The following is a 16,906-nucleotide window of genomic DNA, read 5'->3' as shown; positions in this document are numbered from 1 at the left end:
TGTGAATAGTAGGACGCGCGGCAAGGCGATTTGGTTGCACAAGATCAGCAAGTGTTACCGGGCTCTCCGGCCGGGCTCCACTACGGTTGCTCCCATGACTCAGAGCAACCGCCGCGAACCGGGCCAGGAGCGGCATCGGGGTGCCGTCACGTTGCGCCGACAGGCGATCCCCACCAGCACCGCTGACCAACGGCTGTTGGACTCGCGGGCGCGCGCCGACTGGAAGACCAAGGACGCCTGGCGGGCACTACGCATACTGTCCGAGTTCGTGGAGGGTTTCGACACCCTCGCCGACCTGCCACCGGCGGTCAGCGTCTTCGGATCCGCCCGGAGCAAGCCGGACAGCCCCGAGTGCCAGCTCGCCGAGGCGGTGGGCGCCGCCCTGGCCCGCGCCGGCTATGCGGTGATCACCGGCGGCGGCCCCGGTGTGATGGAGGCGGCCAACCGGGGGGCGAGCGAGGCCGGCGGGCTCTCCGTCGGGCTCGGCATCGAGCTTCCCTTCGAACAGGGCATCAACGAGTGGGTCGACCTGGCGATCAACTTCCGCTACTTCTTCGCCCGCAAGACGATGTTCGTCAAGTACGCCCAGGCCTTCGTCGTGCTGCCCGGTGGCTTCGGCACCATGGACGAGCTGTTCGAGGCGCTCACTTTGGTGCAGACCGGCAAGGTCACCCGGTTCCCGGTGGTGCTGATGGGCACCGAGTACTGGCAGGGGCTGCTCGACTGGCTGCGCGAAACCATGGTTGCGGAAGGCAAGATCGGGCCGGTCGACCTGGAGTTGATCTGCGTCACCGACGACGTGGCCACGGCCGTGCGGCACATCGTCGAGGCCGAGGCCGCGCTCAGCACCGAGCAGGAGGCGGTACGCGAGGAGGCCGTCGCCCGTGCCGCCGCCGACCAGCGGGCCGCGGCCGACGAGTCGGAGCGCTAGCGGATGCCGGCGATCTGCGTGTTCTGCGCCTCCTCCCGCACGCTGGACCAGCGCTGGCTCGACCTCGCGGCGGCCACCGGCGCGGAGATCGCCCGTCGCGGGCACACGCTGGTCAGCGGCGGCGGCTGCGTCGGAATGATGGGCGCGATGGCCAACGGCGCGCGTTCGGCGGGTGGGCGAACCATCGGCGTGATCCCGCAGGCGCTGGTGGACCTGGAGGTGGCCGACCTCGCCTCCGACGAACTGCTGGTCACCGAATCGATGGCCAGCCGGAAAATCCTCATGATCGAGAAGTCGGACGCCTTCCTCACCCTGCCCGGCGGGCTCGGCACGCTCGACGAGCTCTTCGAGGTCTGGACCACCGCCACCCTGGCCCTGCACGACAAGCCGATGGTGTTGGTGGACGCTGACGGCTTCTACCGTCCACTGCTGGCCTGGCTGCGCGACCTGGCCGACCAGACCTTCCTCAAGCCCGCCGGCTTCGACCTGCTCCGGCTCGTCGACACCGTCCCGGACGCCCTCGACGTCCTCGAGTCCCACCTCACCTGAACGCGCTGCACTCCGCATCCTGCACCCCCGGCCCGCCACCCCGCGCCCAGCACCTGTTCGTCCCGATCCCTTTGCTCTGCTTCACCCCACGCAATGAAAATCCGTCCCGACTGGTGCGCTGGTTGAAGCAGAGCAAAGCGCGGACGAAGGGGACCGGTGGGTGGCAGCGGGGCCTCGCCACTGGCTGGGGGAGCCACCTGGTGGAGTTCGGGGTGTGAGCTGGGGTGGCTGGATGGTGTGGCGATTCGGGGAGTGTCGCAGGCCCGTGATGGGATGGCGGGATGCAGGCGTACCGGTTGGTGCGTCGGCCCGCCGGGCCGACCGAGGGGAGCGGCCAGTCGACCGGTGGCCCCTCGGACGAGGTCCGCGGGCAGGCTCGCGAGGTCCGCGCGGAGGCTGTCGAGGTCCGCGCGCCGGGCGGCGCCGGCCGGGTCGATCCGGGGCAGGCGGAGGTGGTCGCGCACACCGACGGGCCGTTGTTGGTCCTCGGTGGACCGGGCACCGGGAAGACCCGGACGCTCGTCGAGGCGGTCGCCACCCGCATCGCGGAGGGGGTGGATCCGGAGCGGATCCTGGTGCTCACCTTCGGCCGGCGGGGAGCAGCCGACCTGCGGCACCGGATCGAGGCCCGGATCGCCGCCGACGGGCAGCGGGTGTTGCGCGAACCGCTGGTGCGCACCTTTCCCGCGTACGCCTTCGGGCTGCTGCGGCGGGCCGCCGCCGAGCGGGGAGAGCCCTCGCCGCGCCTGCTCACCGGCCCGGAACAGGATCTGATCATCCGTGAGCTGCTGGACGTCGTCGGCAAGGAGCCGGATGACGATCCGGTCGGCTGGCCCGAGGATCTGCGCCCGGCGTTGCGCACCCGGGCGTTCGCCGCCCAGCTGCGCGACCTGTTGATGCGTGCGGCCGAGCGCGGGATCGGCCCGGTCGAGCTGGCCCGGCTCGGCGAGAAGCTCGGCCGCGCCGACTGGCCCGCCGCCGCCCGGTTCCTCCGGGAGTACGTCGCCGTGCTGGCGTTGCGCGACGTGGCCAACCGGGGCTCGATCGCGTACGACCCGGCGGAGCTGGTCCGGGCGGCCATCGGGATGTTGCGCGACGACCCAGAACTGCTGGCCGCCGAGCGGCGCCGGTTGGCGTACGTCTACGTCGACGAACTTGCCGACACCGATCCCGCCCAGCTCGACCTGCTGGACACGGTCGCCGGCGGCGGCCTGCCGCTGATCGCGTTCGCCGATCCCGACTCGTCCACGTACGCGTTCCGGGGCGCGGATCCCGGCGGCGTGACCAGCTTCCCGCACCGGTTCCGCACCGCCTCCGGTGCGCCGGCCGCGCAGCTGCTGCTGACCACCAGCTACCGCGCTGGTGAGCGGCTGCTGGCCGCCGCCGCCCGACTGGCACGACGGCTGCGTGGCCCGGTGGCGCACCGCCGGTTGCGCCCGTTGCCGGACGCGCCGCCGGGCGAGGTGGAGGTCCACACCTTCCGCTCGGCCACGAGCGAAGCCGCCTGGCTGGCGCACGCCCTGCGCGAGGCGCACCTGCTCGGCGGGATGCCCTGGGGGCGGATGGCGGTGCTGGTCCGCTCCACCGGCCGGCAGTTGCCCACGCTGCGCCGGGCCCTGCACGCGGCCGGCGTGCCGACCGTGGTGCACGGCGAGGATCTGCCGCTGCACCTGCAACCGGCGGTCGCGCCGTTGCTGCTCCTGCTGCGTTGCGCGCTGGAGCCGGAGCGGCTCGACGAGGAGGCCGCCGTCGCCCTGCTGCACTCGCCCTTCGGCGGTGCCGACCCGCTGGCCGAGCGGCGGCTACGGCAGGGCCTGCGCGCCATCGCCCTGGCCACCGGCGATCGCCGGCCCTCCGGCGAGCTGATCGTCGAGGCACTGCGCGACCCGGCCGAACTGGCCGGCGTGCAACGGCGCTGGGCCGAGCCGGCGCAGACGGTGGCCGGGCTGCTGGCCGTGGCCCGCGAGGCGGCCGGCCGACCCGGTGCCACCGCCGAGGAGGTGCTCTGGGCCGTGTGGCGGGCCAGCGGGCTGGCCGAGCTGTGGTCCGCCGCGCTGACCCGGGGCCCCGCCGTGGCCGGTGAGGGTGACCTCGCCCGGCGCCGCCGGGCCGAGGCGGCCGACCGTGACCTGGACGCGGTGCTGGTTCTCTTCGACGCCGCCGCCCGTTTCACCGACCGGCTTCCGGGTGCGCGTACCGAAGTCTTCCTCGACCACGTGCTCGGCCAGGAGCTGCCGGCCGACACCCTGGCCCCGACCGCCGACCGGGGCGACGCCGTCCGGCTGCTCACCGCGCACGCCGCCAAGGGCCTCGAGTGGGACCTGGTGGCCGTCGCCGGAGTGCAGGAGGGAGTCTGGCCCGACCTGCGACTGCGCGGCAGCCTGCTCGGCTCCGAACGCCTGGTGGACGTGCTGGCCGGCCGGTCGGACGGGGCCGGTGGGGCGGCCACCCTGGTCGGGCAGACCTCCGCCCTGCTCGACGAGGAGCGGAGGCTGTTCCACGTCGCGGTTACCCGGGCCCGACGCCGGCTGCTGGTCAGCGCAGTCGCTTCCGCGGCGGTGGGTGGCGACGACCACGAGGAGCAGCCCAGCCGCTTCCTCCACGAGATCGGTCCCACCGACCCGCCCGGCCCCGGCGACGGCGACCCACCGGGCGGGTCCGAACCGGATGCCCCGCGAGCACTGCCGGTCAGCCGCCCGCCCCGCGCGCTCACCCTGCCCGCGCTGGTGGCGGAGTTGCGTACCGCGGTCGCTGACCCGGCGGTCCCGGTCGTCCGGCGGCGGGCGGCGGCGGCCGAACTGGCCCGGCTGGCCGCTGCCGGGGTCTCCGGCGCGCACCCCGACGACTGGTGGGGACTGCGCCCGCTGTCGGACGACCGGCCGCTGGTGGACGAGGGAGAGCCGGTCCGGGTCACTCCGTCGGCGATGGAGAGCGCGCTGCGGTGCAGCCTGCGCTGGCTGCTGGAACGGCACGGCGGGAGCGCTCCGGCCAGCACCGCACAGAGTGTCGGCAACCTGGTGCACGCGGCGGCGATGCTGGCCGAGGACGCCAGCGCCGACCGGAGCGAGTTGCTGGACTACGTCGCCGCCCGGTTCGACGCGATCGAACTGGCCGCGCGGTGGATGGTCGGCCCGGAGCGGGCCCGCGCCGAGGAGATGGTCGACAAGCTGCTGCGCTGGCTGGCCGCCAACCCGCGCCGGCTGCTCGCCATCGAGCACGAGTTCGCGGTACGCCTGGACGACCCGAGCCGGCCGATCGAGCTGGTTGGCCGGGTGGACCGGTTGGAGGTGGACGCGGACGGCCGGCTGGTGGTGGTGGACCTCAAGACCGGCAAGTCCACTGCCGTCACCGCACGTGAGGTGGCCGAGCATCCACAACTCGGCGGGTACCAGGCGGCGGTGGAGGCGGGTGCCTTCGCCGAGTTCGGCGACGAGCCCGGCGGAGCGGCCCTGGTGCAACTCGGCACCGGTGCCCGCGACGCCCGGGAGCAGGCCCAGCCACCGGCCACCGACGGGCCGGAGGCCGGCTGGGCCACCGCGCTGGTCCGGCGCACCGCCGATACGATGGCCGCCGCCACCTTCGCCGCGGTCGCCAACTCGAAGTGCCGGGTGTGCCCGGTGCGCACCAGCTGCCCGGTGTCCGGGCAGGGGCGGCAGGTGGTCGAGCCGCCGACCGTCCGGCGGCCGGAGCGCGAGGAGTGAGCGTGCCCTCCCAGCCCGCCCTGTTCAACCCCGCCACCCCGGCGCCCCGGGCGGCCGACGCCGGCCCCCGATACACCCCGGTGGAGCTGGCCAGGCTGCTGCGTCTGCCGGCACCCACCCGGGAACAGGCGGCGATCATCGCGGCGCCCGTGGAGCCGCTGCTGGTGGTCGCGGGCGCCGGCTCGGGCAAGACCGAGACGATGGCGGCCCGGGTGGTCTGGCTGGTCGCCAACTCGTACGTCCGGCCGGAACAGGTCCTCGGCCTCACCTTCACCCGCAAGGCCGCCGGCGAGCTGGCGCACCGGGTGCGTACCCGGCTCGACCAGCTGATCCGTCGACTGGGCCGGCGCGGGCGCGACCCGCTCGACGACCCGTTGGCCGGGGAACCGACGGTGGCCACCTACCACTCGTACGCCGGTCGGATCGTCACCGAGCACGGCCTGCGCGCCGGTTACGAACCCACCACCCGGCTGCTCACCGAGGCGTCCCGCTGGCAGCTGGTCGACCTGATCGTGCGCAACTACGACGGGGACATGTCCGGGGTGGACCGGATGCCGAGCAGCATCACCGACGCCGTGTTGGCGCTCGCCGGCGAGCTGGACGAGCACCTGGTCGACCCGGACGCCCTCGCCGCGTGGACCGGCCGCTTCTTCGCCGACGTGCAGTCCCGCCCGGGGCGCGTCTACGCCGACGTGCGCAAGGCCCTCGCACTGCAACAGACCCGGTTGAAGCTGCTGCCGCTGGTGCGCGCATACGCCCGGCGCAAGGACGACTTCGAGGCGATGGACTTCGCCGACCAGCTCGCCCGGGCCGCCCGGGTGGCCCGGGACCACCCGGGGGTCGGCGAGATCGAGCGAAGCCGCTACCGGGTGGTGCTGCTCGACGAGTACCAGGACACCAGCCATGCCCAGGTGGTGCTGCTCGGCGCGCTGTTCGGCGGCGGGCACCCGGTGACCGCCGTGGGTGACCCGTGCCAGTCCATCTACGGCTGGCGGGGCGCCAGCGCCGGCACCCTGGACCGCTTTCCGACCGAGTTCGCCCGGGCCGACGGCAGCCCGGCCCCGGTGCTCGGGCTGACCACCAGTTGGCGCAACCGCCCGGAGATTCTCGCGGTGGCGAACGCCCTGTCCACCCCGTTGCGTGCCGCCGGTGCCCGGGTGCCGGAACTGCACGCCGCGCTCAGCGTCGACGAACCCATCGCCCACCGCAGCCCGGGTGGCGCCGCCGCCGGCACCGTGCACTGTGCGCTGCTGTCCACATACGCCGACGAGGCCGACTGGATCGCCGACAGCCTGCTCGCCGCCTGGCGAGGCGCGGCCGCGATGCCCGGCGCGTTGCCCGAGCAGATCCCGGTCACCCGGCGCCCGACCACGGCGGTGCTGGTCCGGCTGCGCAGTCAGATCCCGGCGATCGCCGCCGCGCTGCGCGAACGCGGCCTGCCGGTCGAGGTGGTCGGGCTGGGGGGCCTGCTGGACACCCCCGAGGTACGCGACGTGGTGTGCACGCTGCGGGTGCTGGCCGACCCGACCGACGGCGCCGCGCTGCTGCGCCTGCTGACCGGTGCCCGGTGGCGGATCGGGCCACGCGACCTGGTCGCCCTGCACCGACGGGCCAGGGCCATCGCCGCCGCCCGCCGGCAGCTCGCCGACGACGACCCCCCGGAGATCGTCCCGGACCGCCTCGACGAGGCGACCCTGGTCGAGGCGCTGGCCGATCTCGGGCCGGCGCAGGCGTACTCGGCCGAGGGGTACGCGCGGTTGCGCGCGTACGCCCGGGAACTGGGCCTGCTCCGCTACCGGCTGGACCAGTCCCTGCCGGACCTGATCGCGGACATCGAGCGGACCACCGGCCTGGACGTGGAGGTGGCGGTGCGGTCCGGCGGGGGCGGCGCCGGCGACGCCGGCCTGGCCCGGGGACACCTGGACGCGCTGGGCGACGTGGCGGCCCGGTTCAGCGGGGAGAGCCCGGGTGCCACGCTCGCCGGTTTCCTGGCCTACCTCGCCGCTGCCGAGGACGAGGAGCGCGGCCTGGCCCCGGGGGAGGTGGAGGTGGTCGAGGGGGCGGTGCAGATCCTCACCGCGCACGCTGCCAAGGGGCTGGAGTGGGACGTGGTCGCGGTGGCCGGGTTGAGCCGGGGAGTGTGGCCGGGGCCGGTGCGCAACTCGGATCACTGGCTCGGCGGGCTGGGGGTGCTGCCCTTTCCGTTGCGTGGTGACGTCGACGGCCTGCCCGATCTGGCCCTGGCCGAGGCCGCCGACCAGCGCGCGGTGGCCCGGGCCGTGGCGGACTTCACCGACGCCTGGCGAGCCCACGACGAGCGGGAGGAGCGCCGGCTGGCGTACGTGGCGGTCACCCGCCCGCGCCGACTGCTGCTCTGCTCTGGTCACTGGTGGGGGGAGGGCACCAAGCGACCGCGCGGACCGTCGGCACTGCTGCGTGAGGTACACGACGCGTGCCTGGCCGGCGGCACCGGTCACCTGATCGACGAGTGGGCGCCGGAGCCGACGCCGGACGCGGTGAACCCGACCACCGAGGTGGTGTTGCGCGCCGAATGGCCGGCCGACCCGCTCGGTGTGCGCCGTCCGCTGCTGACCGAGGCGGCGGCGCTGGTGCGGCGTAGCCTCACCGAGGGCGACAGGGCCGCCCGGTCGGACGAGGCGGCGGCGGATCCGGAGATCGCCAGATGGCGGCGGGAAACAGACCTGCTGCTGACCGAGCGGGCGGAGCTGAGTCGACTTTCCGGCCCGATCGATGTGGCGCTGCCCGAGCACCTGTCGGTGACACAGCTGGTCGCGTTGCGCCGGGACCCGGTGGCGCTGGCCCGTACGCTGCGCCGACCACTGCCGGTCGAGCCGAACCCGTACGCCCGCCGGGGCACCGCTTTTCACGCCTGGCTGGAGCAGCGGTTCGGCGCGGACCGGCTGCTCGACACCGACGAGCTGCCCGGCGCGGCGGACGCCGATGCCGCACCGGACGAGGCGCTGGCCGAGCTTCAGCAGCGTTTCCTGTCCAGTGAGTGGGCCGACCGGATGCCGGTCGAGGTGGAGGTGCCGTTCGCCACCGTGATCGGCGGTGTGGTGGTACGCGGCCGGATGGACGCGGTGTTCCGTCGGCCCGGCGGCCGCTTCGACGTGGTCGACTGGAAGACCGGTGCCCGCCCGTCCGGGTCAGCCGCCGAGGTGGCCGCCGTGCAGTTGGCGGTCTACCGGCTGGCCTGGGCGGAGCTGGCCGGCGTACCGGTCGACCGGGTCGGCGCCGCCTTCCACTACGTACGGGACGGCGTGACCGTCCGTCCGGCGGACCTGCTCGACGCTGACGGGCTCGCCGCGTTGATCACCTCGGTGCCGGAGTTGCCCTGAACCTACCGCGCCTGGGCCGGACCCGTGGTAGGGTTCCCGCGTTGCAGTTTTGGTTACCAGCTCTGTATGCGCCTGGTGGATACGAGACCCAGGCGCACTTTGTTGTGTCCGGAGTTCTCCGGGCGGGGCGACCAGAAGCGACAAATGTTCCGGGCATGTCCGCACGGAGCATTCCTCTCTCCGATCCCGCAGCAGGTGCGGGTTCGACGTTCCGTCAAGGAGACGAAACAAGCATGGCTATTGGCACCGTCAAGTGGTTCAACGCTGACAAGGGCTTCGGCTTCATCACCCCGGACGGCGGCGGCGCCGACGTCTTCGCCCACTTCTCGGCGATCCAGAGCTCCGGCTACCGCAGCCTGGACGAGAACCAGCGGGTGGAGTTCGAGGTCGTCCAGGGCCAGAAGGGCCCGCAGGCGGAGAACATCCGCCCGCTCTGATCTCGCAGGTCGTCAGCGACGGTCGGGTCATCGCGGCGGGCAGGTCTCGTCTGCGGTGGTCCGGCCGTTCGCACCGCGGTCAGCCGCGCTCGCAACCCTGAGTCGGCAATCAGCCATTGGACGGTCGGGTGGGCGACTGCCGCCAGCAACCCGGCCGGGCCACGCTCGATCCGGGGGATTCGGCTCGGTGCGGAAAGGGACGACCATGGTGGGTTCCACGGGGGTACGCGAACTGCTCCTGGTGGTCGCGGTGGCGATCCTCGGGGTGCTGCTCGCCACAGTGGCGGCGTTCACGCCCTGGCCCGTAACCCCGGGCGGGGCCGCCCCGTCCGGGCTGGTGGAGCTACACACCCCACCCACTCCGCCCGACCGGAGTTCGGCCTGAAAGCAACGGCCTTCCGCGCACCCGTGGGCCGGATGTGGGAGGGGCGGGGTGGCGGCAGGATGGCGCTTGGGACGCGCCGACAGGTTAGGGTCGGATCCGTGCCGACGCGCAGAGCGAAGATCCCAGCGACGAGGTATCCGGTCGAGCGGTTCACCCTCGACAACGGACTGCGGGTGGTCCTCGCCCCCGACCGCAGTGCCCCGGTCATCGGGGTGGCGGTGGTCTACGACGTAGGCATCCGCTCCGAGCCCGAGGGCCGCAGCGGCTTCGCCCACCTCTTCGAGCACCTCATGTTCCAGGGCTCGGAAAACCTGGAAAAGCTCGCCCACTTCCGGCACGTGCAGGGCGCGGGCGGCACCTTCAACGGCTCCACCCACCTGGACTACACCGACTACTTCGAGACCCTGCCGAGCAACGCGCTGGAGCGGGCGCTGTTCCTCGAGGCCGACCGGATGCGTGGTCCCCGGCTGACCGAGGAGAACCTGCGTAACCAGGTCGACGTGGTCAAGGAAGAGATCCGGGTCAACGTGCTCAACCGGCCGTACGGCGGGTTCCCCTGGCTGGCCCTGCCGCCGGTCATGTTCGACACCTTTCCCAACGCGCACGACGGCTACGGCTCCTTCGACGACCTGGAGTCGGCCACCGTCGCCGACGCCGCCGACTTCTTCCGGCGCTACTACGCCAGCGGCAATGCCGTGCTCTCGGTCAGCGGCGACATCGACACCGCCGAGGCGACCGAACTGATCGAGCGGCACTTCGGTGATGTACCGGCCCGGCCGGCGCCGGCCCGGCCGGACTTCGCCGAGCCGCAGCTGACCGCCGAGCGACGCTCCGCGTACACCGACAAGCTTGCTCCGCTGCCGGCGGTGGCGTCGGCGTGGCGGGTGCCCGACCCGATCGGCGACTTCGCCGCCTACCTGCCGTACGTGGTGCTGGCCGAGGTGCTCACCGACGGCGACGCGTCCCGGCTGGTCGAGCGGCTGGTGCACCGGGACCGCGCGGTGACCAGCGTGGGTGGCTACCTCGGTTTCATGGGGGATCCGTTCGACGTACGCGACCCCACGGCCCTGTTGCTCCAGTCCCATCTGCCGCCCGGCGGCGACGTCGACAAGGTGCTGCGTACCGTCGACGAGGAGCTGGACCGGCTCGCCACCGACGGGCTCGGCGATGGCGAGCTGGCCCGCACCCAGGCCCGGATGGCCACCCACCTGCTGCGCGAAACCGACGCGGTGCTCGGCCGCGCATTGCGGATGGCGGTGCTGGAGCAGCAACGCGGCGAACCGGAATTGCTGGGCGAGCTGCCCCGGCTGGTCGGCGAGGTCACCGACGAACAGGTCCGGGCCGCCGCAGCCGCGCTACGACCCGAGTGCCGCGCGTCCGTCGAGGTCATCCCCGGAGGTGCCCGGTGAGCGCGAGGAGTGAGCCGGGTTTGCGAGCCCCGCAGTCGCGAACGAAAGGTATGGCTCGGTGAGCGCGAGGAGTGAGCCGGGTTTGCGAGCCCCGCAGTCGCGAACGAAAGACGGCCCGGTGAGCGCGCGACCGCTGCCGCCGCTCGGCCCGACCCGCCGGCTCAAGCTGCCCCAGCAGGCCGAGCGCACACTCGACAACGGGCTCACCGTGATCGCGGTACGCCGCCCGGCGGTGCCGCTGGTCGAGGTGCGGCTGTGGATTCCCTTCGGTCGGGCTCATCTGGCCCGTGGGCAGATGCTCGCGCAGACCATGCTCTCCGGCACGGAGACGATGAGCAGCGTGCAGATCGCCGCCGAGTTGCAGAAGATCGGCGGGGGGCTCTCCGTCGGGCTGGACCCGGACCGGTTGATGCTCTCCGGCACCGGTCTGGCCACCGGGCTGGATCGGATGCTGGAGATCCTCGCCGAGGTGCTCACCGGCGCCAGCTACCCGGCCGAGTGGGTGGGGGTCGAGCGGGACCGGTTGATCGACGGGATCCAGGTTGCCCGGAGCCAGCCCGCCCACCTGGCCCGTACCGCCCTGCTCAAGCGGATCTACGGTCGGCACCCGTACGCGGTGCAGACGCCGGACCCCGAGCAGGTCCGCGCGGTCCGGCCGGCCGGGCTGCGTACGCTGCACGCCCAGCGGGTGCACCCGGCGGGTGCGGTGCTCGCGCTGGTCGGCGACGTTCGGCCGGAGCGGGCGCTGGACGTGGCCGAGAAGGCCCTCGGCGGCTGGCAGGGCGACGGGCACCGCGGCGACCTGCCGCCCGCCCCGCCGCTGGTGCCCGGCCCGCTGCTGCTGGTCGACCGGCCCGGGTCGGTGCAGTCCTCGCTGCGGTTGGCGTTGCCGGCGGTGCCGCGCACCCACCCCGACCTCGCCGCGCTGCAACTGGCCAACCTGATCTTCGGCGGGTACTTCTCCTCCCGGTGGGTGGAGAACATCCGCGAGGACAAGGGCTACACGTACGGGCCGCACTCGCTGGTGGAGCACTCGGTGGCCGGCTCGCTGCTGGTGGCCGCCGCGGAGGTGGCCACCGAGGTGACCGCCCCGGCGCTGCTGGAGACCAGCTATGAGCTGGGCCGGCTGGCCACCGTGCCACCCAACCCTGAGGAGTTGGAACAGGCCCGGCAGTACGCCCTCGGCACGCTTCAGCTCGGGGTCTCCACCCAGGCGGGGTTGGCATCGCTGGTCAGCGCGTACGCCGGCAACGGACTGCGGCTGGATTTCCTGCCCGAGTACGCGGCCCGACTGGCCGGGGCGAGCGCCGACGACGTGGCCGAGGCGGCAGCCCGGTATCTCGCCCCGGCGCGGGCGGTCACCGTGGTGCTCGGCGACGCCGAGCGGATCGCGTCGTCGCTGGCCGCCCTGACCCCGATCGAGACCGTGCCGGTGCCGTCATGAGGCCGCACGCCGGGCCGGATGGCACCGGGCAGCTCGCCGACGCGCGTGGGGAAGCGGTCCCGCCGCTGGCCCGCTCCACGCTGGATCGGGCGGCGCACCGACGTACCGATCCGCAGTGGCTGGCGCAGGCGTGGGCCGGCGCCCGGGTGCTGGTGCTGGACGTCGAGTCCGGCGGGCAGGCCCTGGTGCGTACGGACACTCCGGTGCCGGCGTTGGTCATCGCGGACGCGGACGATCTGCCGCCGGCGCTCGCCACCGAGGCGATGTTCCTCGGCGTCGAGCCGGACGGGGTGCCGGTGTTCTGTGTGCACGCGGCGCTGGCGGTGGTGCCGGGCACCCGAGCGGCGCACCTGCGACACGTCGGGCACCTGCTCAGCGACCGGGACGCGGGGCTGTTCACCACGGCGCTGGCGCTGACCAACTGGCATCTGCGGCATCTCTACCACCCGATCACCGGCGCGCCGACCCGGGCAGCCGAGGCCGGGTGGTCCCGGGTGGACGCCCAGGGTGAGCGGGTGTGGCCGCGAACCGACCCGGCGATGATCGTGCTCGTGCACGACGGGGTCGACGGGCTGGACGGGCGGTGCCTGCTGGGCAACAACGCGACCTGGCCCAACGCCGCGGGGCAGCTCCGCTTCTCCTGCCTGGCCGGCTACGTGGAACCGGGCGAGTCGGTCGAGGTGACGGTGCTGCGGGAGGTACGCGAGGAGGTGGGCCTGCCGGTCTCCGGCATCACGTATGTGGGCAGCCAGGCGTGGCCGTTCCCCGGCACGCTGATGCTCGGCTTCCTGGCCACGGCCGATCCGGCGCACCCGCTTCGGATCGATCCCGTCGAGATCGCCCAGGCCCGCTGGTTCTCCCGACAGGAGATCGGTGCGGCGCTGGCCGGGCGGACGGTCGACGTGGGGGGTGCCCAACTGCAGCTGCCTCCGTCGTCGTCGATCGCGTTGTTCCTGATCCACCGCTGGCTCGACGGACACTGCTGAGGTGTAAGGAAGGGCCCCCTTTTAACGCCTCGTGTATAGCAGGGGGCCCCTTTTAACAAGCCTGCGGCGGCGCGGGGCGGGGCGGCGCGGCTCGGGGCGGCGCGGGGCGGGGCGGCGCGGGGCGGCGCGGGGCGGCGCGGCGCGGGGCGGCGTGCGGCCGGGCGGCGGCGGGGCGTGCGGCGGGGCGGCGTGCACGTGTGGCGGGGCGTCGTGTGGGTGCGGCCCCGGCCCGTGACCGTCGTTGCCGCGGCGGACACGGGCCGGGGACACGGGCCGTCGTGGTCGGCTGGGTGAGGAACACGGCGGGGGAGCCGGTCGACCACGACGGACGCGGATTGGGTCAGGTGCCGGGCGAGCCCGGGCGGGCACGGAAGTCCCCCGGGTCATCTAGCGGCAGCACCTTGACCCGCTGCTTGCCGGAGCGTACGGCACCGACCGTGGCGAGCGCCCGGGCGAGCAGGAGGGCGGCGTCGCGGTCTTCGGCGTGGACGACCTGGCGACGCAGCTCGGGTCGGGTGGTCTCGTCCCGCAGCCGGCGACCGCCGGCCCAGGCAGCCGTGATGTCGGTGTCGGCGGCGGCGCGAATGGCGGTGCGAACGATCAGGAACCGCATCTGGGTCTCCGGATGTGCGCGACGGGTGGAATCCGTGGAAGTTCCACGTCACTACCCCGTCATCGTACGCCCGGCCCGCGTCCCAGCAAGTGAAACGCGCCTATCGGCCCTACGGCCCCGTCCGATCATCCGACCCCTGCTCAGCGGCGTTGTCGGCTCGGAACGACGACGGGGCCGCCGGTGGGTACCGGCGGCCCCGCGCTATCGCACGGCCCTACGTGAGGTCGAACTCCCCGGCCTTGGTGCCGGAGATGAAGCCCTGCCAGCCGGCCCGGTCGAACAGCAGCACCGGGCCGCCCCGGTCCTTGCTGTCACGCAGGGCCACTGCGGCAGAGCCGGTACGCAGCGGCGCGACCTCGACACAGTTGGAGGTCTGGCTGCGCGTGCTGGTACGCCATGGCGCGTCCGCGAGTTGAGCCAGGACGGACGGCGTGTTGCGGATCTCGTTCATCGTTGCGCTCCTGTGGTGAACCGATAAAACGAGTGGCACCGCACGTCCCGACGGCGGTTTTCCGCGGGTCACCGCTCCGTCAGGCGCCCGGAGGATCCGCGACGCTGGGCCGGCGCCGTTGCCGAGCCACTGGCCAGGGTGGACGGGGTCGCCGCCCCGGACAGCCGTCCCAGCGACTGCGTCAGCCATTGGTAGGTGTCCGTGTCGGAGAGTGCCGCCGTGCGTAGCCACTCGAACACCACTTTATAGCGATTTAGGGCGATTATCTCGGTCGACATGACGTCGGTGAATCCACCTTCGATGGCCAGCGTCTCCGGATCGAGGGGGTCGGCGAACCGGTAGAGCGAGAACGCGGTCGGCGGAAGGTACCACCGGTCGACCGGGGTCTCCCGGAGGAGCACGTGCAGCGTGACGTTCGGCAGGGTGGCCAGCTCGCGCAGCTGTGCCAACTGCTCTCGGAGCACCTCGGGCGGGCCGGCCCGATGGCCGAGCGCCGCCTCCTCCAGCACTGCCGTGTAACGAGGTGGGTCGGTGTCCTGGGTGAGCAGCTCCTGCCGGGCCAGCCGGGCCGCGATCTCAGCCTCGACGTCCTCACCGGTCTGCGGGTCGCCGGCCTCCTGGTCGACCCGTTGCGCCGAGGAGAGCCGTAGCCGGGCGTACCCGGTGGTCTGCAACAGCCCCGGCACCAGCACCGGGCTGTACTCGGAGATCTCGGCGCAGCCCGCCTCCAGTTCGGCGAAGCCGCGTTGCTGCTGGGTCATCGCCGGGAACTTCTTGAGCCAGCCGCGCATGTCGCCGGCCTGGTGGGTGATGTCGAGCAACTTCTTCTGCACTGCTTCGCCGGCACCGTACAGGTCAAGCAGGGTCTGGACGTCCTGTGGATCGGGCCGGCTGCGGCCGTTCTCCAGTCGGGACAGTTTGGATGCGGAGGCCCAGCCGATCTGTTCGATGACCTGGTCCCCGGTAAGGCCGGCGGCCTCGCGCAACTGGCGCAGTTCATTGCCGAGCCGGCCTCGGCGCCGGATCGGGCTGGGTACGGCAGGAGGCACCGTCTCCTCTTTTCGTCGACCGCCGGCGACGCGACGGTAACTGTATGAATTCGCCCCCCACGGTCAGTATGGACGTCGCGACCGGCGCCGGAGGTACCGGCGGAGGGCGTGTCATCAGAAAACGCGTACTGATGCCCGGACGGGAGCCGCCGTGACCTGCGTCGCCGGATCCGCCACGGGCGTCTGCCGCCCCGCGTCGCGCCACCCCCGGAGGGATAAATGCGCACCGTCCTGAGTCGCCCGGACTTCCGCCTGCTCTTCGGTGGACTGCTGGCCAGCATGACCGCCGAGTCGATTCTGCTGCTGGCGCTCGCCATCTGGGTGAAGGACCTGACCGGATCGGATGGGCTCGCCGGTGCCACCATTTTCGTGATCCTCGCGCCGAGAACGCTCGCGCCGCTGGTCGGTTGGTTCGTCGACCGGTACCCCCGGCGCCCGTTTTTCGTGGCCACCAACCTGGCGATGGCGCTGCTGCTCACGCCGCTCTTCGCGGTCCGGGACGCGGGCGACATGTGGATCATCTACGGGGTCGCCGCTCTCTACGGCCTGTCGAACCTCACGGTCAGCGCGGTGCTCAGCCGGCTGGTCCGGGAACTGGTGCCGTCCGACCTGCTCGGTGAGGCGAACGGGGTGCTGCAGACGGTTCGTCAGGGGCTACGGCTGGTCGGTCCGCTGGCCGGTGCCGGGCTCTACGCGGTCCTCGGCGGTTGGATGCTGGCCGCCGTGGGGATGGCCGGCTTCCTGACCGCTGCTGCGGTGGTCGGTACGCTGCGTCCGGCCGAGCCGTCCGCCACCTCGCCCGGCGGCGCTGTCCCGCCCAGGGGCGCTGTCCCGCCCAGGGGCGCTGTCCCGTCCGGCGGCGTCACCTCGCCCGGCGGCGTGACGATGGCCGACGGTGCCAAGCCGGCGCGACGGTGGTCGGCGGAGCTGATCGCCGGGCTCCGCCACCTCACCCGTGAGCTGGCGCTGCGGCGGGCGTTGCTCGGCTACGGACTCGGCTCGCTGGTGATGGGCTTCACCGAGTCGCTGATCTTCGCGTACGTCGATCAGGGGCTCGGCCGGGACGCGGCGTTCGTCGGCGTGCTGATCACGGTGCAGGGCGTCGGCGGGCTGTTCGGCGGCCTCTGCTCCGCCGCCGTGCTGCGGCGGGTCGGCGAGTTGGGCACGCTGGGCGTCGGTGTCGCGTTCTTCGGGCCCGCCGCGCTGGTGCTGGCGTACCCGAATCTGTGGCTCGGCTTCGCCGCGGTGCTGCTGGCGGGCGTGTCGCTGCCGCTGGCCCTGGTCGGGCTGCACACGCTGGTCCAGCGGCGGACCCCGCCCGAGCTGCTCGGCCGGGTCGCGGCGGCCTCCGAGGCCGTGATCCGGGGTCCGCAGGCGCTCTCGGTCGGCATGGGTGCCCTGGTCGTCGGCGTGCTCGACTACCGGCTGGTCTTCGCGCTGGTCGGCCTGGCCACCCTGGGCGCCGGCGGCTACCTCTGGAGCGGCCGCCGGCTGAGCCCTCCGTCCTCAACGAGCCCGCCCTCAACGAGCCCGCCCTCAACGAGCCCGCCCTCAACGAGCCCGCCCTCAACGAGCCCGCCCTCAACGAGCCC

General features: G+C 73.2%; 13 protein-coding genes. 10 read left to right on the top strand and 3 right to left on the bottom strand.

Features of this window, described 5'->3' with window-relative positions:
* Positions 1-94: 94 nt before the first annotated feature.
* The 9 genes from Vqi01_RS06065 to nudC all read left to right on the top strand — a co-directional run bounded on the left by Vqi01_RS06065 (position 95) and on the right by nudC (position 13,201).
* Positions 95-931 carry an LOG family protein gene (locus Vqi01_RS06065; protein ID WP_204033547.1) on the top strand — a complete coding sequence of 279 codons (837 nt, stop codon included), beginning with the start codon at positions 95-97 and terminating at the stop codon, positions 929-931.
* 3 nt (positions 932-934) lie between these two features.
* Positions 935-1,480, top strand: a complete 546-nt coding sequence (locus tag Vqi01_RS06060) for an LOG family protein (protein WP_204033546.1) — start codon at positions 935-937, stop codon at positions 1,478-1,480.
* Between the two features lie 281 nt (positions 1,481-1,761).
* Positions 1,762-5,181: an ATP-dependent helicase gene (locus tag Vqi01_RS06055; RefSeq protein WP_204033545.1), complete on the top strand. Its 3,420-nt coding sequence runs from the start codon at positions 1,762-1,764 to the stop codon at positions 5,179-5,181.
* A 2-nt stretch (positions 5,182-5,183) separates the two neighbouring features.
* Positions 5,184-8,540, top strand: coding sequence for an ATP-dependent helicase (locus tag Vqi01_RS06050; protein ID WP_204033544.1), 3,357 nt, complete (start codon positions 5,184-5,186; stop codon positions 8,538-8,540).
* 233 nt (positions 8,541-8,773) lie between these two features.
* The gene (locus Vqi01_RS06045; RefSeq protein WP_013735772.1) at positions 8,774-8,977 is read left to right on the top strand and encodes a cold-shock protein; all 204 of its coding nucleotides are present in this window, start codon (positions 8,774-8,776) and stop codon (positions 8,975-8,977) included.
* 205 nt (positions 8,978-9,182) lie between these two features.
* Positions 9,183-9,362, top strand: a complete 180-nt coding sequence (locus Vqi01_RS06040) for a hypothetical protein (protein WP_204033542.1) — start codon at positions 9,183-9,185, stop codon at positions 9,360-9,362.
* A gap of 98 nt (positions 9,363-9,460) precedes the next feature.
* Positions 9,461-10,771 carry a M16 family metallopeptidase gene (locus Vqi01_RS06035; RefSeq protein WP_204033541.1) on the top strand — a complete coding sequence of 437 codons (1,311 nt, stop codon included), beginning with the start codon at positions 9,461-9,463 and terminating at the stop codon, positions 10,769-10,771.
* A 118-nt stretch (positions 10,772-10,889) separates the two neighbouring features.
* On the top strand, positions 10,890-12,215 hold the full coding sequence (locus Vqi01_RS06030; protein ID WP_204033540.1) for a M16 family metallopeptidase: 1,326 nt from the start codon (positions 10,890-10,892) through the stop codon (positions 12,213-12,215).
* Positions 12,212-13,201: an NAD(+) diphosphatase gene (nudC, locus tag Vqi01_RS06025; RefSeq protein ID WP_204033539.1), complete on the top strand. Its 990-nt coding sequence runs from the start codon at positions 12,212-12,214 to the stop codon at positions 13,199-13,201. The genes Vqi01_RS06030 and nudC overlap by 4 nt, the downstream gene beginning before the upstream one ends.
* 340 nt (positions 13,202-13,541) lie before the next feature.
* On the opposite strand, the gene Vqi01_RS06020 is transcribed toward nudC, so the two are convergent.
* The 3 genes from Vqi01_RS06020 to Vqi01_RS06010 form a co-directional block, all read right to left on the bottom strand.
* Positions 13,542-13,814 (bottom strand): hypothetical protein, encoded by a 273-nt coding sequence (locus tag Vqi01_RS06020; protein WP_204033538.1) that lies wholly within the window; start codon positions 13,812-13,814, stop codon positions 13,542-13,544.
* 214 nt (positions 13,815-14,028) lie between these two features.
* The gene (locus Vqi01_RS06015) at positions 14,029-14,265 is read right to left on the bottom strand and encodes a DUF397 domain-containing protein (RefSeq protein WP_204033537.1); all 237 of its coding nucleotides are present in this window, start codon (positions 14,263-14,265) and stop codon (positions 14,029-14,031) included.
* 68 nt (positions 14,266-14,333) lie between these two features.
* Positions 14,334-15,314 (bottom strand): helix-turn-helix domain-containing protein, encoded by a 981-nt coding sequence (locus tag Vqi01_RS06010; protein ID WP_204033536.1) that lies wholly within the window; start codon positions 15,312-15,314, stop codon positions 14,334-14,336.
* A 219-nt stretch (positions 15,315-15,533) separates the two neighbouring features.
* Between Vqi01_RS06010 and Vqi01_RS06005 the strand changes: the two genes are divergently transcribed.
* On the top strand, positions 15,534-16,906 hold a 1,373-nt coding region (locus tag Vqi01_RS06005), incomplete at its 3' end, for an MFS transporter (protein ID WP_204033535.1).

The organism is Micromonospora qiuiae (genome assembly GCF_016863555.1).
GTDB classification, from domain to species: Bacteria; Actinomycetota; Actinomycetes; order Mycobacteriales; family Micromonosporaceae; genus Micromonospora; species Micromonospora qiuiae.
Note: the sequence above shows the minus strand (reverse complement) of the source record. Positions and strands in the feature narration are given on the sequence as shown.

Bases quoted from the DNA above. Each gene is read 5' to 3' on its own strand.
- Vqi01_RS06045 (WP_013735772.1), top strand. From the start codon at position 8,774: ATGGCTATTGGCACCGTCAAGTGGTTCAACGCTGACAAGGGCTTCGGC.
- Vqi01_RS06065 (WP_204033547.1), top strand. From the start codon at position 95: ATGACTCAGAGCAACCGCCGCGAACCGGGCCAGGAGCGGCATCGGGGT.
- Vqi01_RS06015 (WP_204033537.1), bottom strand. From the start codon at position 14,265: ATGAACGAGATCCGCAACACGCCGTCCGTCCTGGCTCAACTCGCGGAC.
- nudC (WP_204033539.1), top strand. From the start codon at position 12,212: ATGAGGCCGCACGCCGGGCCGGATGGCACCGGGCAGCTCGCCGACGCG.
- Vqi01_RS06060 (WP_204033546.1), top strand. From the start codon at position 935: ATGCCGGCGATCTGCGTGTTCTGCGCCTCCTCCCGCACGCTGGACCAG.
- Vqi01_RS06040 (WP_204033542.1), top strand. From the start codon at position 9,183: ATGGTGGGTTCCACGGGGGTACGCGAACTGCTCCTGGTGGTCGCGGTG.
- Vqi01_RS06020 (WP_204033538.1), bottom strand. From the start codon at position 13,814: ATGCGGTTCCTGATCGTTCGCACCGCCATTCGCGCCGCCGCCGACACC.
- Vqi01_RS06055 (WP_204033545.1), top strand. From the start codon at position 1,762: ATGCAGGCGTACCGGTTGGTGCGTCGGCCCGCCGGGCCGACCGAGGGG.